The organism is Pseudomonas sp. FP818, from assembly GCF_030687335.1.
In the GTDB taxonomy this organism is placed as follows: Bacteria; Pseudomonadota; Gammaproteobacteria; order Pseudomonadales; family Pseudomonadaceae; genus Aquipseudomonas; species Aquipseudomonas shahriarae.
Genome location: NZ_CP117427.1, coordinates 2,860,650 through 2,881,201 on the forward strand (window position 1 = coordinate 2,860,650; position 20,552 = coordinate 2,881,201).

The 20,552-nt window shown below is 54.8% G+C and carries 24 protein-coding genes and 1 pseudogene; 17 read left to right on the forward strand and 8 right to left on the reverse strand.

The genetic code is table 11. The features are described from left to right. Nucleotides 1-29 precede the first annotated feature (29 nt). Both PSH80_RS12825 and PSH80_RS12830 read left to right on the forward strand, forming a co-directional pair. Nucleotides 30-257: a hypothetical protein gene (locus PSH80_RS12825; protein ID WP_081044249.1), complete on the forward strand. Its 228-nt coding sequence runs from the start codon at nt 30-32 to the stop codon at nt 255-257. A gap of 4 nt (nt 258-261) precedes the next feature. Then, entirely contained in the window at nt 262-393 is a 132-nt protein-coding gene (locus PSH80_RS12830; RefSeq protein WP_258571511.1) for a hypothetical protein, read from the forward strand. 71 nt (nt 394-464) lie between these two features. Here the strand turns inward: PSH80_RS12830 and PSH80_RS12835 are convergent, their stop codons facing one another. Then, entirely contained in the window at nt 465-908 is a 444-nt protein-coding gene (locus tag PSH80_RS12835; protein WP_057438466.1) for an Lrp/AsnC family transcriptional regulator, read from the reverse strand. 131 nt (nt 909-1,039) lie between these two features. Here PSH80_RS12835 and PSH80_RS12840 point away from each other — a divergent pair, with 131 nt between their 5' ends. Further along, nucleotides 1,040-1,954, forward strand: a complete 915-nt coding sequence (locus PSH80_RS12840) for a DMT family transporter (RefSeq protein ID WP_170059126.1) — start codon at nt 1,040-1,042, stop codon at nt 1,952-1,954. 34 nt (nt 1,955-1,988) lie between these two features. Here the strand turns inward: PSH80_RS12840 and PSH80_RS12845 are convergent, their stop codons facing one another. Beyond that, a complete protein-coding gene (locus tag PSH80_RS12845; RefSeq protein ID WP_120733103.1) occupies nt 1,989-3,992 on the reverse strand; it encodes a U32 family peptidase in 2,004 nt (667 codons plus the stop codon). 94 nt (nt 3,993-4,086) lie between these two features. Continuing rightward, on the reverse strand, nt 4,087-4,467 hold the full coding sequence (locus PSH80_RS12850; RefSeq protein ID WP_057438469.1) for a RidA family protein: 381 nt from the start codon (nt 4,465-4,467) through the stop codon (nt 4,087-4,089). 142 nt (nt 4,468-4,609) lie between these two features. Between PSH80_RS12850 and PSH80_RS12855 the strand changes: the two genes are divergently transcribed. The 3 genes from PSH80_RS12855 to PSH80_RS12865 are packed head-to-tail and all read left to right on the forward strand — an operon-like array spanning nt 4,610 to nt 6,474. Further along, nucleotides 4,610-5,080, forward strand: a complete 471-nt coding sequence (locus PSH80_RS12855) for a VOC family protein (RefSeq protein WP_057959660.1) — start codon at nt 4,610-4,612, stop codon at nt 5,078-5,080. Continuing rightward, nucleotides 5,080-5,982: a glycine betaine ABC transporter substrate-binding protein gene (locus tag PSH80_RS12860; protein ID WP_305420447.1), complete on the forward strand. Its 903-nt coding sequence runs from the start codon at nt 5,080-5,082 to the stop codon at nt 5,980-5,982. The genes PSH80_RS12855 and PSH80_RS12860 overlap by 1 nt, the downstream gene beginning before the upstream one ends. Nucleotides 5,983-6,006: 24 nt before the next feature. Then, nucleotides 6,007-6,474 (forward strand): Atu1372/SO_1960 family protein, encoded by a 468-nt coding sequence (locus tag PSH80_RS12865; RefSeq protein WP_057438472.1) that lies wholly within the window; start codon nt 6,007-6,009, stop codon nt 6,472-6,474. A gap of 10 nt (nt 6,475-6,484) precedes the next feature. On the opposite strand, the gene PSH80_RS12870 is transcribed toward PSH80_RS12865, so the two are convergent. Continuing rightward, the gene (locus PSH80_RS12870) at nt 6,485-7,138 is read right to left on the reverse strand and encodes a TetR/AcrR family transcriptional regulator (RefSeq protein WP_305420450.1); all 654 of its coding nucleotides are present in this window, start codon (nt 7,136-7,138) and stop codon (nt 6,485-6,487) included. A gap of 112 nt (nt 7,139-7,250) precedes the next feature. On the opposite strand from PSH80_RS12870, the gene PSH80_RS12875 reads away from it, so the two are divergent. Further along, nucleotides 7,251-7,580: a lysozyme inhibitor LprI family protein gene (locus tag PSH80_RS12875; RefSeq protein WP_057438473.1), complete on the forward strand. Its 330-nt coding sequence runs from the start codon at nt 7,251-7,253 to the stop codon at nt 7,578-7,580. After that, nucleotides 7,577-8,194: a dTMP kinase gene (locus PSH80_RS12880; protein ID WP_305420453.1), complete on the forward strand. Its 618-nt coding sequence runs from the start codon at nt 7,577-7,579 to the stop codon at nt 8,192-8,194. The genes PSH80_RS12875 and PSH80_RS12880 overlap by 4 nt, the downstream gene beginning before the upstream one ends. On the opposite strand, the gene PSH80_RS12885 is transcribed toward PSH80_RS12880, so the two are convergent. The 3 genes from PSH80_RS12885 to PSH80_RS12895 are packed head-to-tail and all read right to left on the reverse strand — an operon-like array spanning nt 8,189 to nt 9,694. After that, entirely contained in the window at nt 8,189-8,494 is a 306-nt protein-coding gene (locus tag PSH80_RS12885; protein ID WP_057438475.1) for a DUF6482 family protein, read from the reverse strand. The genes PSH80_RS12880 and PSH80_RS12885 overlap by 6 nt on opposite strands. A gap of 14 nt (nt 8,495-8,508) precedes the next feature. After that, entirely contained in the window at nt 8,509-9,219 is a 711-nt protein-coding gene (locus tag PSH80_RS12890) for an SDR family NAD(P)-dependent oxidoreductase (protein WP_305420456.1), read from the reverse strand. A 10-nt stretch (nt 9,220-9,229) separates the two neighbouring features. After that, nucleotides 9,230-9,694, reverse strand: a complete 465-nt coding sequence (locus PSH80_RS12895) for a thiol-disulfide oxidoreductase DCC family protein (protein WP_305420457.1) — start codon at nt 9,692-9,694, stop codon at nt 9,230-9,232. Between the two features lie 168 nt (nt 9,695-9,862). Here PSH80_RS12895 and PSH80_RS12900 point away from each other — a divergent pair, with 168 nt between their 5' ends. After that, nucleotides 9,863-10,423, forward strand: coding sequence for a chalcone isomerase family protein (locus PSH80_RS12900; RefSeq protein ID WP_305420459.1), 561 nt, complete (start codon nt 9,863-9,865; stop codon nt 10,421-10,423). A gap of 235 nt (nt 10,424-10,658) precedes the next feature. Beyond that, nucleotides 10,659-10,823 (forward strand): annotated as a pseudogene (locus PSH80_RS27375) (IS3 family transposase); the annotation flags it as partial. 219 nt (nt 10,824-11,042) lie between these two features. Here the strand turns inward: PSH80_RS27375 and PSH80_RS12910 are convergent. Then, nucleotides 11,043-11,438 carry an SGNH/GDSL hydrolase family protein gene (locus PSH80_RS12910; protein ID WP_128593862.1) on the reverse strand — a complete coding sequence of 132 codons (396 nt, stop codon included), beginning with the start codon at nt 11,436-11,438 and terminating at the stop codon, nt 11,043-11,045. Nucleotides 11,439-12,279: 841 nt separating this feature from the next. On the opposite strand from PSH80_RS12910, the gene PSH80_RS12915 reads away from it, so the two are divergent. The 7 genes from PSH80_RS12915 to PSH80_RS12945 all read left to right on the forward strand — a co-directional run bounded on the left by PSH80_RS12915 (nt 12,280) and on the right by PSH80_RS12945 (nt 20,387). Further along, nucleotides 12,280-13,695 carry an MATE family efflux transporter gene (locus PSH80_RS12915; protein ID WP_198799263.1) on the forward strand — a complete coding sequence of 472 codons (1,416 nt, stop codon included), beginning with the start codon at nt 12,280-12,282 and terminating at the stop codon, nt 13,693-13,695. A 294-nt stretch (nt 13,696-13,989) separates the two neighbouring features. Continuing rightward, nucleotides 13,990-14,523, forward strand: coding sequence for a fimbrial protein (locus PSH80_RS12920; protein ID WP_164844878.1), 534 nt, complete (start codon nt 13,990-13,992; stop codon nt 14,521-14,523). Between the two features lie 79 nt (nt 14,524-14,602). Beyond that, nucleotides 14,603-15,172, forward strand: a complete 570-nt coding sequence (locus PSH80_RS12925; RefSeq protein ID WP_305420463.1) for a fimbrial protein — start codon at nt 14,603-14,605, stop codon at nt 15,170-15,172. A 47-nt stretch (nt 15,173-15,219) separates the two neighbouring features. Further along, nucleotides 15,220-15,924, forward strand: coding sequence for a fimbria/pilus periplasmic chaperone (locus PSH80_RS12930; protein WP_305420465.1), 705 nt, complete (start codon nt 15,220-15,222; stop codon nt 15,922-15,924). A gap of 238 nt (nt 15,925-16,162) precedes the next feature. After that, entirely contained in the window at nt 16,163-18,778 is a 2,616-nt protein-coding gene (locus tag PSH80_RS12935) for a fimbria/pilus outer membrane usher protein (RefSeq protein ID WP_164844876.1), read from the forward strand. Then, complete coding sequence (locus tag PSH80_RS12940; RefSeq protein WP_128593857.1) at nt 18,778-19,296, forward strand: fimbrial protein; 519 nt, start codon at nt 18,778-18,780, stop codon at nt 19,294-19,296. The genes PSH80_RS12935 and PSH80_RS12940 overlap by 1 nt, the downstream gene beginning before the upstream one ends. Further along, nucleotides 19,296-20,387 (forward strand): fimbrial protein, encoded by a 1,092-nt coding sequence (locus tag PSH80_RS12945; RefSeq protein ID WP_128593856.1) that lies wholly within the window; start codon nt 19,296-19,298, stop codon nt 20,385-20,387. The genes PSH80_RS12940 and PSH80_RS12945 overlap by 1 nt, the downstream gene beginning before the upstream one ends. Nucleotides 20,388-20,552 lie beyond the last annotated feature (165 nt).

Sequence of the window (20,552 nt, forward strand, 5' to 3'; positions counted from 1 at the left end):
ACCTTACACCATCGGATAAAGAGGTTCCCATGAGCACCCGTCACAGCCCAGACCCACACGTCAGCGGCAGGAACGATCCGGCCATCGATGACGAGACTCGCCAAGTGCCCGCTCCCGGCACCGCAGCCGCCGCCCCCAAGGACCCACAACCCGCCACCGACAAGGTGGCCAGGGACAATGAGTACAGCCCGGACTTCAAGCCAGAGCGCGAGCCCAAGCCGCAGACCGACGCTGACATTGATACCCCGGGCGGCTAAGGCCATGCATATTCCAGCCGAAGAGGAACCGATCAATGATCCGGGCAATGAAGACCCCGGATCGTTGATGGATGATGCGCAAGTGCCGCTGATCGAGGAGGAAGAGGTGGCTGACGAAGGCAGTGCTGATGCCTAGCGTCAGCGCCGCATCAGTTAGCCAGCTTGTTATGTGATCCAAAGCGAGAGGAGCGTGCATCAACTCTGGTATCACCCACCTGCCAACGGCGGCAGCCGGCGCTTGACCGGGGTTTTCTTGACGATGGCGGTGTTGGTTTCGGCATAGCCGTTGAGGCGGTCAAGCAAGGTGTCCAACTGATCCATGGTGCGCACGTGCAGCCGCGCGATAAAGCAGTCGTCGCCGGTCACCTTGTCACACTCGGTAAATTCCGGGATCGCCTGGATCTGTCGTTCAACCTCCTGCAATTGGCCGGGCAGGGGGCGGATGCGCACGATGGCTTGCAGCAAGTAGCCAAAATGTTTGGGGTCGACCTCCACGGTATAGCCCTTCAACACCCCGCGCTCTTCCAGGCGGCGCAAGCGCTCGCCGACACTGGGCGAGGACAGGCCGGTTATGCCGGCCAAGGTCTTGAGCGAGCAACGCGAGTCGTCCATCAAGGCAGCGAGCAGTTGCTGGTCGATAACGTCAATCATCCTGGGCTCCTTAGGTAAACCTGAATTTTTGCCTAATAAGAATAGGCAAACACCGCCATTGGCCTTTCTCAGGCGCTGGAGCCTGATCGACGCAGATTGCCATAATTTAGCCTCATTCGAGGAGCTTAATCATGGACAAATCCATACGTCGCGGCTCATGGGAAATGGTTGGCGCCATGCTGATCTCCGGCACGATCGGCTGGTTTGTGCTGGTGTCTGGGGTGCCGGTCATTGAGGTGGTGTTCTGGCGTTGCGTCATTGGCGCCTTGACCTTGTTGCTGGTGTGCTGGCACCTGGGGTATCTGCGCAGTGCCTGGTTGAGTTATTCGACACTCGGCTGGGCCATGTTGAGCGGCGTGGCCATCGTGGGTAACTGGCTGTTGCTGTTTGCGTCCTATTCAAAAGCGTCGATTGCCATCAGCACGGCGGTCTATAACGTTCAGCCATTTATGCTGGTGATCCTCGCGGCGCTGTTGCTCGGCGAGAAAATCACCGTACAGAAGCTGGCGTGGCTGAGCGTGTCATTCATGGGCATGTTGGCTATCGTCACCGCCCATGGCGAGCAGCAGGGCAGCGGTGATCAATACCTGTGGGGCGTGGCCCAGGCGCTGGGCGCGGCCCTTTTGTATGCCATCGCTGCACTGATTATCAAGCGCCTGAAGGCTGTGCCGCCCCATCTGCTGGCGCTGATTCAAGTGAGTACCGGTGCGGTGCTGTTGGTGCCACTGGTTTCATGGCACAGCCTTTCGGCACCGGTTGATGCCTGGGCGGCGCTGTTGACACTGGGTATGGTGCACACCGGCCTGATGTATGTGCTGCTGTATGGCGCGATCCAAAAACTGCCGACGGCATTGACTGGGGCGTTGTCATTCATCTACCCGATTGCGGCGATCCTGGTTGATTGGATGGCCTATGGGCATCGTCTGGGTTGGACGCAATGGCTGGGTGTTGCGGCGATTCTGCTGGCGGCGGCGGGGTTGCAGCGGGGATGGTGGTGGCGCTGGAGGTCGGATGTTTCGCCCTCTCATGCTAAGCGCCCCTTGTAGGAGCCAGCCAAAGCCAGCTCCTACAGAGGGGGACTCAGTGCGGTGCGCGAGGAATGGTCTTGAGCAAGTCCGCCGGGCTGATATGCCCTACGACTTGCTGTTGTACACCACTGCCCGGCAGCGGCAGATCGAGGATATGCCCCTTGATCTTGCCCACCACATGCATTTCGCACGGTTTGCAGTCGAATTTCAGGGTCAGTACTTCATCGCCGTGAATCAACTGCATCGGTGCGACCTTGGTGCGTACGCCGGTCACGCCCTTGGCCTGCTTGGGGCACAGGTTGAAGGAGAAACGCAGGCAGTGCTTGGTGATCATCACCGGCACTTCACCGGTTTCTTCGTGGGCCTCGTAGGCCGCATCGATCAACTTCACGCCATGGCGATGGTAGAAGTCGCGGGCCTTCTGGTTGTAGACGTTGGCCAGGAACGACAGGTGCGACTCCGGGTACACCGGCGGCGGTGTGGTTTCGGCCTTGCGACCACCACGGGGGTGGGCCTCGACACGCGCAACCGTCAGCGCTTCGATTAAGTCGCGGCGCAGGGCCTTGAGTTGCGAATTGGGAATGAAAAACGCCTGGGGGGCGTCCAGCTCGATTGCGGTGGCGTGATACTGGGTGGTGCCCAGTTGGCCAAGCAGGTCGCGCAAGGTGTCCAGCGCCTGTTCCGGCTTGTTGGCCACGCCGAACGGGCCGGGCAGGGTGGTGCTGACACTCACGCCTTCTTCACTGGTGGCGGTCAGTTGCAATTGGTCTTCGCGCAAGCTGGCCTGCCACGACACGCCAACCCGCCGCTCGGCGGAGGTCTTGAGCAACGCTTGCTGCCAGTTATGGTCGAGGTTGCGGTTGAGCGGGTGATTCGGTCGTAGTTGATGCAGGCCCGCCGGCATTTCGTTGGGCTCGACACGGTAGCGGTAGCGCTTTTCGCCGTCTTCTTCGAACTCACCTTTAGGCTCGGCGATATTGGCGCGAAAACCCACGACTTCACGCTTGATCAGCACGTTGAGGCCATCGCCGTTGGACAGCGGCTCATGGGTGATCACCTGCAAGTCGCGCTTGCCGGCTTTTTCCACCACGCCTACCGGCAGGCCGGTAAAGGTTGGGGTGTCGAAGGCGCCGATATCAATCTTGCGGTCACTGACGAAGTAGTCGGTGCTGCCACGGTGGAAGGTTTTTTCCGGGTCTGGCAGGAAGAAATGCGCGGTACGCCCGCTGGAAGCGCGCGCCAGGTCCGGGCGGTCTTCGAGGATCTCGTCCAGGCGCTGGCGGTAATAGGCGGTGATGTTCTTCACATAACCCATGTCTTTGTAGCGGCCCTCGATCTTGAACGAGCGCACGCCGGCGTCTACCAAAGCGCGCAGGTTGGCGCTCTGGTTGTTGTCTTTCATCGACAGCAGGTGCTTTTCAAAGGCCACGACGCGGCCCTGGTCGTCCTTGAGGGTGTAGGGCAGGCGGCAGGCCTGGGAGCAGTCGCCACGGTTGGCGCTGCGGCCGTTTTGCGCGTGGGAAATATTGCATTGCCCGGAGAACGCTACGCACAACGCGCCATGGATGAAGAACTCGATGGCGGCATCGGTTTCATCGGCAATCGCGCGGATTTCCTGGAGGTTCAGCTCGCGGGCCAGCACCAGCTGGGAGAACCCGGCCTGGTCGAGGAACTTGGCCCGGTTCAAGGTGCGGATGTCGGTCTGGGTGCTGGCATGCAGCTCGATGGGCGGGATATCCAGCTCCATCACCCCCAGGTCCTGGACGATCAGCGCATCAACGCCGGCATCGTACAACTGGTGGATCAGCTTGCGGGCCGGCTCCAGTTCGTCGTCGTGCAGGATGGTGTTGATGGTGGTGAACACCCGGGCGTGGTAACGACGGGCGAATTCCACCAGTTGGGCGATCTCGCTCACGTCGTTGCAGGCGTTGTGGCGCGCACCGAAGCTTGGGCCGCCGATGTACACGGCGTCGGCGCCGTGCAGGATGGCCTCGCGCGCGATGGCGACATCGCGGGCAGGGCTGAGCAATTCCAGATGATGCTTGGGCAAGGACATAGTTTTTTTAGTCAGGCTTGTCACGGTTGAGGCGCGCATTGTAGCCGTGAATCGCCTGGCGGGCACCCGCTGGATGCCCAATGACGCGCCGGGCTCAGCCCTTGGCGGCCATCGCCGTGACTTCAACCCGCATGCCTTCGACCGCCAACGACGCCACGCCAACCGCCGCGCGTACCGGCCAGGGTTTGGCGAAGAAGCGCTTGTACACCTCGTTGAATGCGGCGCGGTCGGCCATGTCAGTGAGGTAGATGGTCAAGTGCATGACCCGGTCCATGCTGCTGCCGGCGCGTTCGAGGGCGACTTTGAGGGCTTGCAGGGTGCATTCGCTTTGCGCAGTGACATCGCCCAATTCCAGGCTGCCATCGGCGCGTACCGGGATTTGTGTGGAGACCAGGATGCCGTTGAAGCCGATAACGTCGGAGGAAATCGAATCCGGGTCGAGGTCGGGGGTGAAGCTGAGGTCGTGGTTGCTCATGGGGAGCCCTAGGTGAATGGAACAGCGTGGATAGTAAACGCTACGTACTAGTTATCGGTCGATAAATTATCCCTTGAAATAAATTATCGAATGATAAAATATGCAGCTGTACCGTCTCTAATCCGCACTGTCAGGAGAGAACATGGGAGTCCTAGCGCTCGACCATTTCACCATTCGCACCGAACAATGGGGCAAGACCGCCGAGTTTTTTGAACAAGTGGTTGGCCTGTCACCTGGGCCGCGCCCGGATTTTCGTTTCCCTGGCTGCTGGATGTACGCCGGCGGCCGTCCGCTCTTGCACATCGCCAGTATCGTGGGCGTTGACAAGGATCTGCAGGCCTATCTGGGCGAGAAGCCGGGCGGCTACGGGTCGGGCGCCCTTGACCATGTCTCGCTGCGTTGTGAAGGGCTGGAAACCGTGCAGAACCGCCTGCAATCCCTGGGCATCGCCTTTCGCGAACGGGTGATTCCGCAGATTGGCGAGCACCAACTGTTTCTTGAAGACCCCAACGGCATCACCATCGAAATGATCTTTGACTATGTGCCGGGAACCCGGATTGTCGGCGAGGCCATGGCGAGCCTTGCCATTGGCCCGTCTGCGGAAGGTCGCTGATGGACTTCAAACGTCGACGTGTGATTCAAGCCCTGGGCAGCGCAGCGTTATTGGCGCCGCTGCTGGCCCGTGGCAATAACCCTGAGAGGAGCCCAACCATGGTACGACTCGGTGTGACTGATCTGTCCTTTCATCGTGCGACAGCCGCGGTGGTTGCTTCGGTATTGCAGCGCATGGGTTTTGGGGTGGAGCGTTCGTATGCGCTGCACGAGGCCAATTTCGAGCAGTTGCGTGCTGGCAGCATCGACATGATTGCCTCCGCATGGATCCCGTCCAGCCATGGGATGTACAAAGCCCGGGTGGAAGAGGTGGTCGCCACCCGCGAATTGGGCCTGCATTACACCCCGTATGCGTTGTGGGGTGTGCCCGACTATGTGCCGGTGTCGCAGGTGGACTCCGTGGATGACCTGCGCAAGCCGGAGGTTATCGCCCGTATGCACACGCTGATCCAGGGGATTGGCCCGGGCGCCGGGATTACCCGGTTTTCGCTGCGGATGATGGAGGACTACGGCCTTGCGGCGGCGGGCTACCAGTTCCGCACCGGCACCCAGGAACAATGCGTGGCCGCGTTCGAGGCGCTGGTCGAGGAGGGCAGATGGGGCGTGGTGCCACTTTGGCATCCGCAGTTCCTGCATTTCCGTCATCGCATCCGTTATCTCAAGGACCCCAAGGGGCTGCTGGGCAGTGTCGACCGTGCGGTGCTGTTGGCGCGGGTTGATCGCCTGGGGCGGTTCAGCGAGGCGCAATTGCAGGTGCTCGATAACATCCGTCTGAGCAATGCGATTGTCGCCGAGTTGGATTACGCCCTCAATCGCCAGGGTAAAAGTGCGGACCAGGCAGCTGAGGGCTGGCTACTGAACAACCCGCAGACTCTCGCCTCCTGGCTGGCGCCATTGGCCTGAACACAATCAAAACAGGAAACGATCATGACCACCCCTGAATCGCGTCTGCAAGCCGCCGGCATCACCTTGCCTGTTCCCGCCCCGGCCCTGGGTAACTACGTGCCCTGGAGCATTGTCGGCAATACCTTGATGACCTCCGGGCAATTCCCCTGGATTGATGGCCGGCTGCTGTACCGTGGGCGCCTGGGCCGCGACCTGAACCTGGAGCAAGGGTATGCGGCCTGTCGCCTGGCGGCATTGAATGCAATTGCCCAGCTCAAGGATGCGGTGGGGGATTTGAGCCGTATCCGCCAGGTCTATCGGCTGGAAGGCGTACTGAATGTGGCGGAGGATTTCCATGAGCACCCCAAAGCCCTGGATGGCGCGTCTGACGTGCTGGTCGAAGTCTTCGCCGAACAAGCTCGGCATTCGCGCATGATCTGGACCAACCCGGTCATACCCATGGATGGCTTTTGCCTGGTGTATCTCTTTGCGGAAATCGACGCCCCGTAAACGGCCTTCACTACGCCTCGTTATGCAGGGCGCCATCGAGGAAGGCATTGACCCGCAGGGTAATCAGTTCGGTCAGATTCTCAGGGACGGACATCTGATACACCCACTTGCGCACCCCCAGGTAAAAGAAGCTGCTGTGGAAGCCCCACAGCACTTCGATCTCAAGACTCAGCGCGTGTTTATCCAGCGGGGCGGTCAGTTGCTTCTGATGACGCAGCTCTTCGATGATCGTCAGGAACACCGTCTCGTGTAATTGTTTGAGATAGCGCTGGTTCAACTCCGGGTCCTGCAGGCCGGCGTACAGGAATATCCGCACCCATTCATTGCTCAGGATGGTGCGGGTATAACCGATAAAGTAATCAATCAGCCGTTCCCTTAAAGGACGCGTGCGGTCCTTGAGCTGCTGCTCCAGCTCAGGGTCCCAGCGGTTCATGAACACCTGCTGGTACACCTGTTCGATGAGTAATTGCTTACTGGGAAAATAGCGGTAGAGCAGGGGCTGGGTGACCTGCAGCCCCTCGGCCAGCTCGCGGGTGGTCAGCGCAAAGCCTTTCTGGGCGAAGAGGGTGATCGCCCGCTCGACCATCTGCTGCTGACGATCGGCAGCCGTGAGATTTTTTCGGCCTGGCGTGGTCGCCTTGTTGCTAACGCTGATTTTTGCCATTGTTGACCTATGCAGTGCCACATCTAGAAAGCGTGACAGAATCATACGCGTTGCAGCGGTCAACGTGGGCCCGCATCGATGTGGCCATCGACACCTTTACAGGAACACTCCTATGCATTCATTCATCCGCGCGGCGCTGTTGCCAGTCGCCATTTTCGCCATCAGCGCACACGCCCAGACCGGACCTTCGTTCAAGTGCAGCGCAAACATGGCCAGTTCCGTGGAAACGCTGATTTGCGGCAGCGAAGCGCTTTCCGCCCTGGATCGCCAGATGGCGAGCACCTACAACACCGCGCTGAAAAAGGCCGGCAGCCAGGCCAAGATGCTCAAGGCCGAGCAACGTGGCTGGATCAAGGGGCGCAACGACTGCTGGAAGGCTGACGACAAACAGGCCTGCATTCGTGACAGTTACAACCAGCGGTTGGTTGAACTGCAACAATGAATCCTCCGCTGTTTGTTTCTCTGGATGGGCCCAAGGGCACCGGCAAAACCACACTGTTGGAAGCCGTTACAAAAGTACTGAGGGCAGACGCCAAAACGGTAATCCGACTTTGCGAGAAAAAAAGCGATCCCTTTAGACGGGAAACAATGACCCTCGTTAACAAGCTGGTCAGAAATCCCTGCCGGGATCTGGAGTTGCAGGTGTGTGAACGCCTTGCGGATAGCCGTGCATGGATTTCCCGACAGGTGCTGACTAAACAACCTCCGGGCAGCATTGTGTTGATTGATCGCTGGTACCCGTCTGATGCCGCGTTTCGGCGCATAGTCCCGTTTGCAGACATTCTCCAGTTGAACATTGATCGCAACGTGCAAGTGCCAGACCTGCACGTCGGGATTGTCACCGCCCCTGAAATTTCATGGGCGAGGGCCGCAGCACGACGGCGCGGGCTGAGCAGTACTGTGATGCATACGCTGGAAGAACATGTTGCCTGTACCCAGGCGTTCGAGCGAGCGGTTGCAGATCAAGGCTGGGCTTTATGCCGCAACGAGGGAACGCTTGAAGAGGCAACATTGCAGGTGGTTTCTGAGATTTATCGCGTGCTTGCCTGCTCATAATGGCGTGGTGAGCGAAAACGGGATACGCAGCTCCTCGACAGGCCCTGAATCCCGGCCGCACATTTCGTCGTGTGCGCATTGCTGCACCAGCACGCAAGGAAATGCCGGCACGGTCTGCAGCAAGTCGCGCAGGTGGGTGGTCGACCGCAGGCGCATCGGCTTGGCCGCATCATCAAGCAGGGTGAACTGGCCGTGATCCAGGCGGATTCGTGCCAGATAAAAACCACCTTCGAGTGACAGCAACTCCAGCTCGCGTATTTCGCCCTTCGCGGCCTGTTCGATCAGTGCTTGCAAATTCAAGGTTTACTCCTTGCCTACCAGGGTAGGCGCTCACCGTTATAGGCAAAAAAATTGCCGCTGTCGGCAACAGTCAGACGGTCAATCAGCGATAACAACTCGCGGGCAGCAATGTGTGCCGGCCTGGCTGCCGAGGCACCACGAAAGGGCTGTGAAAGGCCTGAAATAACGGTGCCTGGATGCAGGCTCAGCAAGCGGGTTTGCGGGCGGGTTCGCGCCAGTTCGATCGCCGCGGTTTTAATCAACATGTTCAACGCGGCCTTGGAGGCGCGATACGCATACCAGCCGCCCAAACGGTTATCGCCGATGCTGCCAACCTTGGCCGAAAGCACCGCCATCGCGCCACGAGGGTCGAGCAATGGCAAAAAGTGACGCAAAACAAGCGCTGGTCCCAGGGCGTTGACCTGGAACACTGCCTGAAACGCATCCGCCTCAATGGCGGAGTAACTCTTTTCCGGCTTGATTTCTTTGCGATGGAGCAGGCCCGCAGCATGCAGGATTAACTGGTACGGGGCTTCTTCAGCTAATTCGGCGGCGGCTTTGGCGATACTCTCGGGCTCTTCCAGATCCAACCCCGGAAGACTATGACGCGTCAGTTCGCGAACAACCGAGCAGCGTGGATCTTCTTTGAGCAACTGACAAAACGCCGTGCCAAGGGCTCCACTGGCGCCTATTACTAAGGCGCGATAGCCGTCGCCAAGTGAGTTCATTTCTAAGGGGCTGTTCATGAGTAGCGCTCTAAGGCTGCCTCGTTTTCAAGGTGTCCGACGCGTCGGGGGCGTGTTGTGATTCCGGCACTGCGCAACGGTTATCGACACATCGACGTCGCCCATCCGGGTGAGGCAACCACGCCAAATGGGGGCGCAAGCGGCAGAACAGCCGATAACCGAACGCCAGCAGCGGTCGAAGTGCACGCCAGGTCAGGGGGCTGGCCCAGAATCCCATGCCGGCGGCACGCCAGCTCCATAGGGTGGCGTCCAAGCCTTCAACCCAGCGGCCGTCGGCGAAACGGGCGTGAAGTACGGACTGCATGTGCTCGAACGTAAAGCCAAGGGCCTTGGCGTCAAATTCAGCGCTGTTTAAGTCAATAAATAGCAGTCGGCCCTCTGTGGCGTGTCGGCGCAGGATCTTGATTTCCCGCGCGCACAATGGACAGTTACCGTCAAAGTACAGCGTCAGTGGCCAAGGATTTTTGTTGTACATTGCACTATACCTTGTATAGGTTTTATCTAAGATAGGCCTAAAGTAACCACCTGACAATGTGCGCGATGCTTATGCGTGTTAACCACGGGCCAATGCCATCCGGCTACGCGCCCGCAATTGACGCGTGGCGAGCGCATAGGTATCCAAGAGTCTTATCGAGGTATTTGCATGGCTACGCGCAACGATAGCTTGGTCCGCCACCTTATCTGTATTGCTCTTATGCTCCAGAGCGCGGACATATTTGCCGATTGGCGTGAGGCGGTCCCCAATGCCCATCTGTTGAGCAGCGGGGATATGCGAGTATTCGGTTTCTCGGTCTACAGCGCGCAGTTCTGGAGCCCACGCCTGATCGCCGGTGAGCCGCTGGTTGCAGATGCACCTTTTGCGCTTGAACTCACCTACAGCCGCGCTATTAGCCGCGATGATCTAGTCGAGGCCAGCATCAAGGAAATCCGTCGCTTGTCACCCTACGGCCTGAACTCAGAGCTGATGGGCCGCTGGGAGCGGGAAATGCAGCACGCGTTCGTCAATGTGCGCGCAGGCGACCGCATCACGGGCGTTTATGTTCCTGGAGAGGGCGTACGGTTTTACTTCGGCGACAACCTAAGGCGCGTGGTGAGGGATGAAGCTTTCGCCAAAGCCTTTTTTGCCATCTGGCTTGACCCCCGAACACGCAACCCGGAGCTGCGAGCCCAGTTGCTGGGTGGATCCAAACCCAGGGGGCGTTGAGGAATTGCACAATTGGATAAGCCGGGTTTGTCGAACCGGTGGGTGAATCGCCTCGGGTTTTGTAGACACCTCGTTGTCTCAAACTGAGGCCAATTAGGAGATCCATAAGCAACCCCGCGTTACCCCGAAGAATTCAAAATGCAAGCTGTCAATCAAGTGACCGAAAGAAGCTGCCTGTCGCTGATTGAGCGGCTCGTCTCCGCGTGTCGACGCATAGCCTCTTTGCCTGGGTAAACCCAGTGGGTATTACGTCTGATTGTCTGAGCTGCAATCGGCACGCGCTAAAGACGACCAGCGATTGCCGGGTTTGATCAAGCATTCGTGGCTGGAGAGCGGCGGCGTTTATGGCTATCGCAAAATCCATGACGATCTGCGCGAGGTCGGTGAAGACTGTAGTCGCCTCGCACTATTAGAGAATCCGGGGCGATTCAACCATCGAACAGTTTGGAGGCTCAGTCTCCAGTGCGAGCAGCACCCAGCGCAACAATGGTTTTTCTCAATTGACGGCGGTGCATATTGGCGGTTGTGCTTGAGCAAGCGCATACAGCGGTCTGGGCCGAAGTCGTTCAACGGCGTTATCCCCCGTTGAACGCAGTGATGATAGCGGCGCTTATATTGCCTAGTGAATGGGTGGGGGCATAGGGGCCCACCTCCGCACAGCCTCGAGCGAATCAAATGGTCCGCTGTTGAAACATATTCTTGCCTTGGGAGCATGCTCATGAATTGTGTTGATGAGGCGTTCAAAGAGGCGTAGATACGCGGCATCAGTACGAACGCCTGCTCCGATCAGGACGCAATCACGTTGTTTTTCCTGAAGAAGACTGAGAAGGAGCGTTTCTGCGGTCTGTTCACTTTGGATTAAGCCTAGTTCAGTCGCGTAGCCGAGGCTTTCAAACGTGTTTTTATCAGTGTCCAGAGCGGCCTGAAGTTTCTCGTGTGTCAGTCCTGGCCATTTGCTGTAATCCACCGCGTCGGGGTGCCAGCCGACGAGAAGTATGTTAATTGCTTTGCTCATTAATGTTCTCCAGTTAAAAAGTAGTTTAGCTTTCTGAAGGGGAGAAAAGGTGCTTGCTCCAACCTCCATTGCTAAGTGAAATAGCGGATCGTTGTCCTGGGTTTGTTATTGCTTTCAACCCCACTTCATTTCATCTTTTGCAACCTTGGCCCCAAGTTGTAGCGCAATACCCATACCGGCATCGGGATACAATTGGGTCATGGCTTCTATCATTGCCGCGCTGTCGGCGGCCTTGGTAAGCTCATGCTCGAATGCGAGTAGATTGTCGCGGGGTATGGCCCTCCAGATTTAGGGCGGGGTTCGTCAAAGACTTCGGGAATCACTAGTATGTTTGCTCCTGAAGACTTGACAGTCCGCACCCGTACGATTCATAGAAAGGTGTTGGAGGGAGATAAAGTATCTGCTCTTTTTAGAATCAACGTAATAACCGCGAGGTTTGGAAGGTTTTACTCTACATTTCTCGAAAGTTGTCGGATGCACATAAATCGCAAACCACAAACTCTTCGATCTATGTGTAGTGTAGGCTGAGCTTTTGATTTATTTTCTATAATCTCATGAAGAATTATCATTGGCGATGAATGGGTGTGCTTGGTTTCAATGATGGACTCTATTTTCCATGAAGGCCTCTCAGCGAGACGTATAAAACGGCACCGCTGGCAAGGCAAATGATTCCTACCCAGCGGTAGATGGTGGTCCCGTAGAACGCAGCAGAATACCCGCAGGAAACGTAGCGGATCCCGTCGCATCTAAGTGTGAGTAATTGTGAATTAATGACTTTTGAGCCTTTTTTTGCTCGAAATTAATGTAACTTGCGCCGCGCGTTTACGTCGCTGAATTTGAAGTGAATCTATTTTCAACGAGAACAACACTGGCCGATGCATATGGCAATCGACTGGAACCCCTTACTATCAAATCAGCTCAGGTCAGCAATATGAACAGGCGCTCAATCGCTATTACGCCTGATAACGTGGCCGCAGCCTATTGGCGTTATGCCTTGCCCACGGTCATGGCAATGTTGGTCAGTGGTTTGTATCAAATCGTCGACGGGATCTTTATTGGACATGTAGTGGGCGCCGAAGGGCTGGCAGCCATTAACATGGCGTGGCCCTGGATCGGCCTGATGGCCGGTGTTGGCCTTATGATTGGTGCGGGAGCGGGCGTTCATTGTTCAATCGCCCAGGGCGAAGGGCACTTCCAGAGGGCCAAGGGCTTTCTCATACAAGGCTTGTGGCTGTTGGTATTATTAGGCGTTGTAGTTGGCGTCTTGATCATCGCTGGGCGCGATAGCTTGCTTGCTTTGCAAGGTGCCAATGCCACCGTGCAGCGCCATGGCAGTGGCTATTTGCAAATTATCGGTTGGTCCTCACCGTTGGTAATGGCCAGTATTGCCATGCCCATTCTGGTCAGAAACTTGGGTGCTCCCATGTTGGCCACCATCATGATGCTTGTCGGCGCACTCACTAATATAGTGCTGGACTACGTATTTATCGTAGAGCTGGGCTGGGGTCTGCAGGGGGCGGCCATTGCGACAGTCACCGGCGAGTCCCTCTCGGCGCTGATCGGCTTGGTGTTTCTGTTCACCCGTTACAGTTCCCTGCCATTAAGCCTGGCCCTGCGCGAGTTTGGCCTACAGCCCGTACCCTGTCGGCAGATTCTGCTTAATGGGTTTTCCAGTTTATTGATGTACCTTTACGCCAGTTTCGCCGCGTTATTGCACAACACCGCGTTGATGCATTACGGCAGCACCGTGAACGTGGCGGCCTATGCCATAACCGGGTATTTAATGACGGTTTATTATCTGCTGGCCGAAGGCTTGGCCAGTGGTATGCAACCTCTGGTCAGCTACTTTCATGGTGCGGGGCAATCGGCTTTAGTCCGTAAGGTGTTCTTTCTGGCCATGCGCTGGGTGGTGGGCACGGGCGTGGTGTTGGTACTGATGATTCTGATCTTCCCACACATTGGCACGCGAATATTTATCAGCGACGAAGACCCTGCGTTGGATGTGGCAGCCATTGACGCTGTTCGCCTCCATCTGTTTGTGCTGTTTCTGGACGGATTCTTAGTACTCGCCGCGGCGTATTATCAAGCAGTCAGCGATAGCAGAAGGGCGACTATGATTACACTGGCAAATATGTGCATTCAAATTCCATTTTTGCTGATACTGGCGCCCTGGCTCGGGGTTGTCGGTATATTACTGGCATTGCCGCTGTCGACCATTGTGCTGGCGACGGGCGTGGTCACGCTATTGCGTCGGTAGTTCTCACCGCGTGTTGGTGTAAATAACTAACATCTCGATAACGACCTGCGTCGCCTCGAGCGCTGAAACTTTTTAGCGTCTGCGCCTTCTGCACTCGATAAGGCGTATTAAAAGCACCGAGAAAAGAAGTGTATTGGTGTGAAAAGCTGTGAAAAAGTTCAGATTGATTTCTTTATGCATTGTTTAGCTGTCATATTTTATGAGGTCGGAGATCACACTACATTGGTGTCCGCGCTCATATCAAGGGGGAGGCTTACACCCTTAATGACAATCAATAATGGATGGAAATCAGTAATGAATAAAGGAATCTCGGCATTCTGTGGTGTGGCTCTAGCGATGTCTTGTGGCATGGCCAGCGCTGTCACGCCAGTAACGGGAGGCACAATCAAATTCACCGGTTCCGTGGTCAACGCGGCTTGTGCAGTGAGTGCAGCATCTTCGCAATTGACAGTAAATATGGGGCAGGTACGACTCGCGTCCTTTACGGGGGCGGGGGTTGAAGCATCCAGAACACCTTTCACCATTGAGCTGCTGGACTGCGATACAGTTATTTCGCAAACTGCGAGTATAAAATTTCAAGCAACCGCCGCCGATGGTTTTCCAGCTTTTGATGCGGGTATGGGGAGTGGCAGGGCCCAGGGCATTGGCTTGCAGATCAGGGACCAGAATGGCGTTGTTATTACTCCCAATACCGGGGTAAGTACGGAGACCCAGTTAATTCCGGGTCGTAACATTTTACCATTTCAAGTGAGCTATATTTCTTTGCAGGATGCTGTTGTAGCAGGCGATGCAAGCGCCAATATTGACTTCGTTGTGAACTATCAATAACGGAGGTGAGGAATGGTTATAAAGTGCCCGGGCGGGCATTTTATAACTAAACGAACTTGCAGGCAGGGGGTGTATAAGCTTGAACGTCTATAGAGTGTCTATATGGATCAGCATTTTGATAGCCTTTTTGACGATTTCGGCCCATTCAGTGGTGCATGCTGCAGGCGGCTCTAATACTGTTGTAACACTTCCTGGTGGAAGAGTCGCAGTGTTTGGCGCCGTGACCACTGGGGCCTGCTCCGTCAGTATCAGTAACTCCGACAAGATAGTACTCATGGGTACTGTGAGAAGTAATCAGTTTACGGGGGTTGGCAGTGACAGCCAGGCAGTACCCTTCTCCATTCAGCTGGATGACTGTAACAGTAATGTCAGTGAGTCTGTTGGGATCAGCTTTAGCGGCATCGCCAATGAGGAGGATTTGCAGGTATTGGCAATTAATGGAGGAACGGACGCAGCGCAAGGTATTGGTCTGGCGTTATTTGATGCTGATAACCAGCTGTTAGCAGTCAATGCCGATCCCGTTGAGTATGCGCCGTTGAGCAAAGGTATGAATACTTTAAGTTTCTTTGCGAAGTACCGATTAGTAGAGAAATTTTTGCGCCCTGGGATTGCCAACGCGACAGCCGACTTTACCCTGGTCTATCAGTAAGTGAAAAGATGTAAAAATGCATCGTGGAAATTGATGAGGAATAGATTTTGGACGTTTTTAATGCGTACAAAAAAAAGATGGTTGCCTGTGTTGCACTCTGGCTGTCGTTAGTCTCGACTGCATCTTTCGCCGGAGGGGTAGGGCTGGGAGCGACACGGGTTGTTTATCCGGCAGACAGCAAGCAGGTTTCTCTGTCTGTTAGTAATACAGATAAAAATAATGTCTATTTGCTGCAATCCTGGATTGATACCGCAGAAGGTGGGGTCACGCAAGACTTCATGGTGACGCCCCCCCTGTTTGTCATCAAGCAAGCAACAGAAAGCGCACCCGCCGAGAATACCTTGCGCCTGGTCTACGCTGGTCCGCCCTTGGCACAGGATCGTGAGACGCTGTTCTGGGTCAATGTCAAGGCGATCCCTTCGACAAAGCGGGATGCCGATGATGGGCAGAGCAAACTCCGGCTGGCTGTGGTCAGTCGCATCAAGCTTTTTTACCGACCCAAAGAGTTGGCAAACGGGCTTCAGGACTCAGCATCGAAAGTAGAGGTCAAGCGTGTGGGTAACACCTTGGCCATCAATAATCCAACACCTTATTTCATCAGTTTGATCAAAGTATCAGTTGGCGAGCATGTATTGGACAACACCATGGTCGCACCTTATGGACAAGGGAAGGTCCGCGTGCCGGAAAATGCCAAAGGTGAACTTCACTATTCCTTTATAAATGATTACGGCGCTTTGATAAAACTGAAATAAAGCAGCGGTAAATCCTGGTCTTTCTGCATTTACTCAATGAGCTTCTTAATGGCGATTCGTATGTGTTCGTCCTTTAATAAGCCATGAGCCACTACTGAAAATGATACGGATTGAAGCCGGCCACTTCGTGTGAGGTGCTGTCAGATAGTGCGCTGGAAGAAGGCTTATAAACCTCGATATTTATATGGATAAAATAACTAGGGTGTGCGGAATGAGATGGTGTCCCCGACCGGCTAATATGGATTTAGCCACTAAGCGTCCTGCAGTCAACGTGATTGCTTTTCGTTATACCAAGATCTATGTGTATTTGATCGCCTCGATTTATGGGGGTTGGGTACACGCCGATCAGTACTTTGATCCGGCCTTTCTGTCCGACACCAAAACGAAAGTTGCAGACCTTACCAGATTCTCAGCTGCGGACGCTATTCAGCCAGGCACCTATCGAGTCGACGTCTACTTGAATGGCGCGTTTATCAATACCCGTGATGTGGTGTTTGAGGAAAATCAATACTCGAAAGACGGCGCTCCTGCGCTTGCTGCGTGTTTCAGCGCTGAGGAGATCAAGGACTTCAATATCAACCCTGCCGCTGTCCCGGGTTTAGAGTCTGTGTTGCCGGGTAGCTGCGTTCAATTACAGTCGTTAATGGCTGAGGCGCAAAGTCGCTTGAACCTGGAACAGTTGCGGCTGGACGTGAGTGTGCCCCAGGCGATGTTGACCGGTAAGGCCAGGGGCTTCGTACCTGTAGAAGAGTGGGACAATGGCATTAGTGCACTTTTGGTCAGTTACAACTTCACGGGCGCCCACAGTACCGCCTCCAACAGTGCTTCCAGTGATAACTATTTCTTGAACCTCAATACCGGACTGAATATCGGTGCCTGGCGCTTGAGGAATGACTCGACGGTTGACAAGGGCAATGGCTACTATTCGGATGCCGGCGTCAGTTGGAAAACCCTGAACAGTTACGCGCAACGTGCGCTACCGGGGATCAAAAGCAGCCTGATACTGGGGCAGACATCGACATCGAATACGGTTTTCAACAACTTCAACTTTGAAGGGGCGCGGCTGCTGTCGGATGACAACATGCTGGCGGACAGTGAAAGAGGTTTCGCTCCGGTAGTCAGAGGGGTTGCCAACAGCAACGCCGAGGTGACTATCCGTCAGGGCGGGAACGTAATCTATCAAACCTACGTAGCGGCCGGGCCTTTTACGATCAACGACCTCTATCCAAGCTCGTCCAATGGCGATCTGCAAGTCAGTGTGCGTGAAGCGGATGGTCGAGTGAATCAATACAGCGTGCCATATTCTTCGCTGCCGGTTTTGCAACGCGAAGGTCGGCTCAAATACGATCTGGTTGCCGGTACGCTACGGGGCGCTGATTACCAGAGCAGCCCAACTATCCTCCAAGGCACCTTGGCCTGGGGGCTGCCCCACGGCCTGACCCTATACGGCGGTGTACAGAATGCAGAGAAATACAAAGCGTACTCCTTAGGCGCGGGGCAGAACCTGGGAGACTGGGGAGCGTTGTCGCTGGATGTGACTTCGGCCCACAGCATTCTGGCGGACGATAGCCAGCATACCGGTTATTCGATCCGCATGTTGTATGCCAAGACCTTGATAGGTTCCGGTACCAATTTCAAGTTGGCGGGTTATCAGTATTCCACTCGTGGGTTTTATAACTTCAGTGATACGGCCAGTAAAATGATGGAAAGGCGACCGTCGGTTATAACTCAAGACGGCGAAATTTATCAAAAGCCTGAATTCTACGACTATTACAATTTGAATTACCCAAAGCGCAGCAGTGCACAGCTCAATGTTTCTCAACCATTGGGCGGCTTTGGTTCTGTGTATGTCAGCGGTCATCGGCAGACATTTTGGAATACCAAGGAAGTTACCGACCTGCTGCAGGCTGGTTATCACACCTCGCTGAAAGGGGTTAATTATTCCCTTTCTTATAGCTATAACAAAAGCGCTTGGGTTGACAGTACGGATCAGGTCTTTGCGCTGAGTGTCTCCCTGCCATTGGGCGACGGCGCATGGACGGGTAAACGAGGTCCGCGAAACAATTCTGCGTATGCCAATTATGGGCAGACACTCAATAACAAAGGTCATGCGCTATACAGCGCGGGCGTGACCGGCACTGCGCTGGAACACAATAATCTGAGTTATGGCGCACAACAAAGTTATAGCGACAAGGATCATGTAGCCAGCAGTAACGTGAATGCACATTATCGGGGGGCTTCCGGTAACGCCAATGTCGGCTATAGCTACAACAATAGCAACAGCAGTAGTCGCCTTAATTATGGTTTCAGTGGCGGTATCGTGGCTCATGAGGATGGTATGACGTTCAGTCAGCCGCTGGGGGAAACCAACATCCTGGTTAAAGCTCCACTGGCCAAGGAAGTGAAGCTTGCCAGCGGTGTGGGGATAAAAACCGATTCTCGCGGTTATGCCGTGGTGCCTTCAGCTTCGACCTACCGACAAAACAGGGTAGCCCTGGATATCAATTCGCTGGCCAATAACATCGAGTTGGACAACCCAGTCGCCTACGCCGTGCCGACTCAAGGTGCTCTGGTGCGTAGCACCTTCGCTGTGCGAGTCGGGGTGCGTGCACTTATGAATATTACTTACAAAGGTATGCCCGTGCCTTTCGGTGCGAGCGTGACCCAGGCGGCAACCCCTGGCGATAACATTGTGGGTAACAACGGTCAGGTATTCCTGTCCGGCCTTGCTCTGGAGGGGCAATTGAAGGTGTGGTGGCAAGACGGCCCTGGAGGGCAGTGCACGGTTAACTACCAGCTGGACGAGGGCAGTGAACTTAAAGACATCAGCAAACTGGCGGCGGAGTGTGTGTAATGGAAAAGCGCTTTCTTTGGGTGATTGCAGGGTGGACCTTCTGTCATCACGCCGCGGCCTATGACGTGCTGGTGAATATCAACGGGGCGATCGCTGCTAACGGTTGCATGGTTTCGTTCGCTTCGCAGCAGATGACGGTGGACTTTGGTAATGTCGCCACTAAACAGTTTTACGCAAAAGGCATTCCTTGGGGTAAGCAGAAGTTCGTGATTGGCCTTGAAAGATGTGGTGATGACGCAACGGCGGTGAAGGTATCTTTTAAAGGCAATGCCGATGCAGATGACGCCGATCTTCTGCAACTTACCCCGGGAGAAGGCGTTGCCAAGGGCCTGGCGATTGAAATACTCGATATGAACAGTGCAAGTATTCCAATTAATAGCCAGGCATCGGTTTCTCCGATCAGCAAAGTAGAAGGGGACAATAACCTGTTGTTTTATGCGCAGTATCGCTCCACTACGAGTACGGTTACCGCTGGGCCTGCCAACGCGACTGCAAATTTTGTTTTGGAGTATCAGTAATGAGAGCTTTCATGACGGCGATGAGCAAAGGTAGTGCAGTTGTTCTTTCGATGCTGCTGTTATTTACGTCTAACAGCGCTCTGGCTGCTGTAACGAAACATACATACATAGGTACCCAGAAAGTTGTCATACAAAAGCCTGTGCTCAATAACTCGATAATAGGTGAGGCGTTAACCGGTTGGATTAATACTAGTCTGCAGCAAGTAGTGGATAGTCAGGGTACTATTTATGGCTCGTTTGGTCTGACCATTAATTCGCCTGCTTCAGATATATCTTATTCAGAATCCGGAAAGAGCTATACCGTATACAATGTTTATCTGCCTGGGGGAGAGTCATCAGGTATTGGATTTGTGTTGAGAACATACTCACAAGAATGCGGTGTCATAATCTTTGTTCCCTTCTGTAAAACTTATGGGCCTCATATACAGACAGGTAACGACTACAATAGGTTTGAAGATGGCACTCACGCAAATGTCAACCTGGCCTATTCATATGAAATAAAATTCATTGCAGTCAGTCAGAATATAGAGGTTGGCTCATATAACCTGGGTGGGAGTGATATCGGGCACGGTAGTTTTTTTTCTGTTGGCAGACATACCGCTAGTGTGGGTTTAGGTGCCTTCATACTGGAGTATAAACAGAGGGGTTGTACGGCCAGTCTTTCGCCGGCTGTCATTAATATGGGCGTCGTTTCTCCTCTACTGTTCACCGGGGTCGGCAGTACAGTTGCTTCAAACGCGCCGGTAACCGTCAGCCTTCAATGCAGTACTCCTGACATCGGGGTTCTGGTAACCATGACGGACCAAAATAATTCAAGTAACTCTACAAATAAGCTGCAGTTGACACCCGGCACCGCTAGTGCCACCGGAGTAGGCGTTCAGTTTCTCAAGGACGGCGGTTCACCGGTGATTTATGGACCTGACTCGAGCTTTGTTGACTCAAGCTCCGCAGCCCAATGGCGGGTGAAGGATAAAGCCACACTGAGCAACACTGCCCAGTTTGTACTGACCCCGCAGTATATTCAAACTGCCAGTTCCATTACCGCTGGCGAAGCTAACGCAGTAGCCAGCATTACCTTTGCTTATGATTGATTCGAGGTTTTGCCTTGGTACGCTCTTGTCGAACGACAATAGATAGTGACCGGTGCAGCGGATTGCAGATGCGTATGCCAGAGCATTGAGGTTTAACTAAGCAAGAACAGCGGTCTGCGGCTTACGTGCCATCATCCTGCAAGGGGAAAACACCCTATCCTGGTC

Coding starts and splice junctions, on each gene's coding strand:
- PSH80_RS12825 (WP_081044249.1), top strand. CDS start 30: ATGAGCACCCGTCACAGCCCAGACCCACACGTCAGCGGCAGGAACGAT.
- PSH80_RS12830 (WP_258571511.1), top strand. CDS start 262: ATGCATATTCCAGCCGAAGAGGAACCGATCAATGATCCGGGCAATGAA.
- PSH80_RS12835 (WP_057438466.1), bottom strand. CDS start 908: ATGATTGACGTTATCGACCAGCAACTGCTCGCTGCCTTGATGGACGAC.
- PSH80_RS12840 (WP_170059126.1), top strand. CDS start 1,040: ATGGACAAATCCATACGTCGCGGCTCATGGGAAATGGTTGGCGCCATG.
- PSH80_RS12845 (WP_120733103.1), bottom strand. CDS start 3,992: ATGTCCTTGCCCAAGCATCATCTGGAATTGCTCAGCCCTGCCCGCGAT.
- PSH80_RS12850 (WP_057438469.1), bottom strand. CDS start 4,467: ATGAGCAACCACGACCTCAGCTTCACCCCCGACCTCGACCCGGATTCG.
- PSH80_RS12855 (WP_057959660.1), top strand. CDS start 4,610: ATGGGAGTCCTAGCGCTCGACCATTTCACCATTCGCACCGAACAATGG.
- PSH80_RS12860 (WP_305420447.1), top strand. CDS start 5,080: ATGGACTTCAAACGTCGACGTGTGATTCAAGCCCTGGGCAGCGCAGCG.
- PSH80_RS12865 (WP_057438472.1), top strand. CDS start 6,007: ATGACCACCCCTGAATCGCGTCTGCAAGCCGCCGGCATCACCTTGCCT.
- PSH80_RS12870 (WP_305420450.1), bottom strand. CDS start 7,138: ATGGCAAAAATCAGCGTTAGCAACAAGGCGACCACGCCAGGCCGAAAA.
- PSH80_RS12875 (WP_057438473.1), top strand. CDS start 7,251: ATGCATTCATTCATCCGCGCGGCGCTGTTGCCAGTCGCCATTTTCGCC.
- PSH80_RS12880 (WP_305420453.1), top strand. CDS start 7,577: ATGAATCCTCCGCTGTTTGTTTCTCTGGATGGGCCCAAGGGCACCGGC.
- PSH80_RS12890 (WP_305420456.1), bottom strand. CDS start 9,219: ATGAACAGCCCCTTAGAAATGAACTCACTTGGCGACGGCTATCGCGCC.
- PSH80_RS12895 (WP_305420457.1), bottom strand. CDS start 9,694: ATGTACAACAAAAATCCTTGGCCACTGACGCTGTACTTTGACGGTAAC.
- PSH80_RS12900 (WP_305420459.1), top strand. CDS start 9,863: ATGGCTACGCGCAACGATAGCTTGGTCCGCCACCTTATCTGTATTGCT.
- PSH80_RS12910 (WP_128593862.1), bottom strand. CDS start 11,438: ATGAGCAAAGCAATTAACATACTTCTCGTCGGCTGGCACCCCGACGCG.
- PSH80_RS12920 (WP_164844878.1), top strand. CDS start 13,990: ATGAATAAAGGAATCTCGGCATTCTGTGGTGTGGCTCTAGCGATGTCT.
- PSH80_RS12935 (WP_164844876.1), top strand. CDS start 16,163: ATGGATTTAGCCACTAAGCGTCCTGCAGTCAACGTGATTGCTTTTCGT.
- PSH80_RS12940 (WP_128593857.1), top strand. CDS start 18,778: ATGGAAAAGCGCTTTCTTTGGGTGATTGCAGGGTGGACCTTCTGTCAT.
- PSH80_RS12945 (WP_128593856.1), top strand. CDS start 19,296: ATGAGAGCTTTCATGACGGCGATGAGCAAAGGTAGTGCAGTTGTTCTT.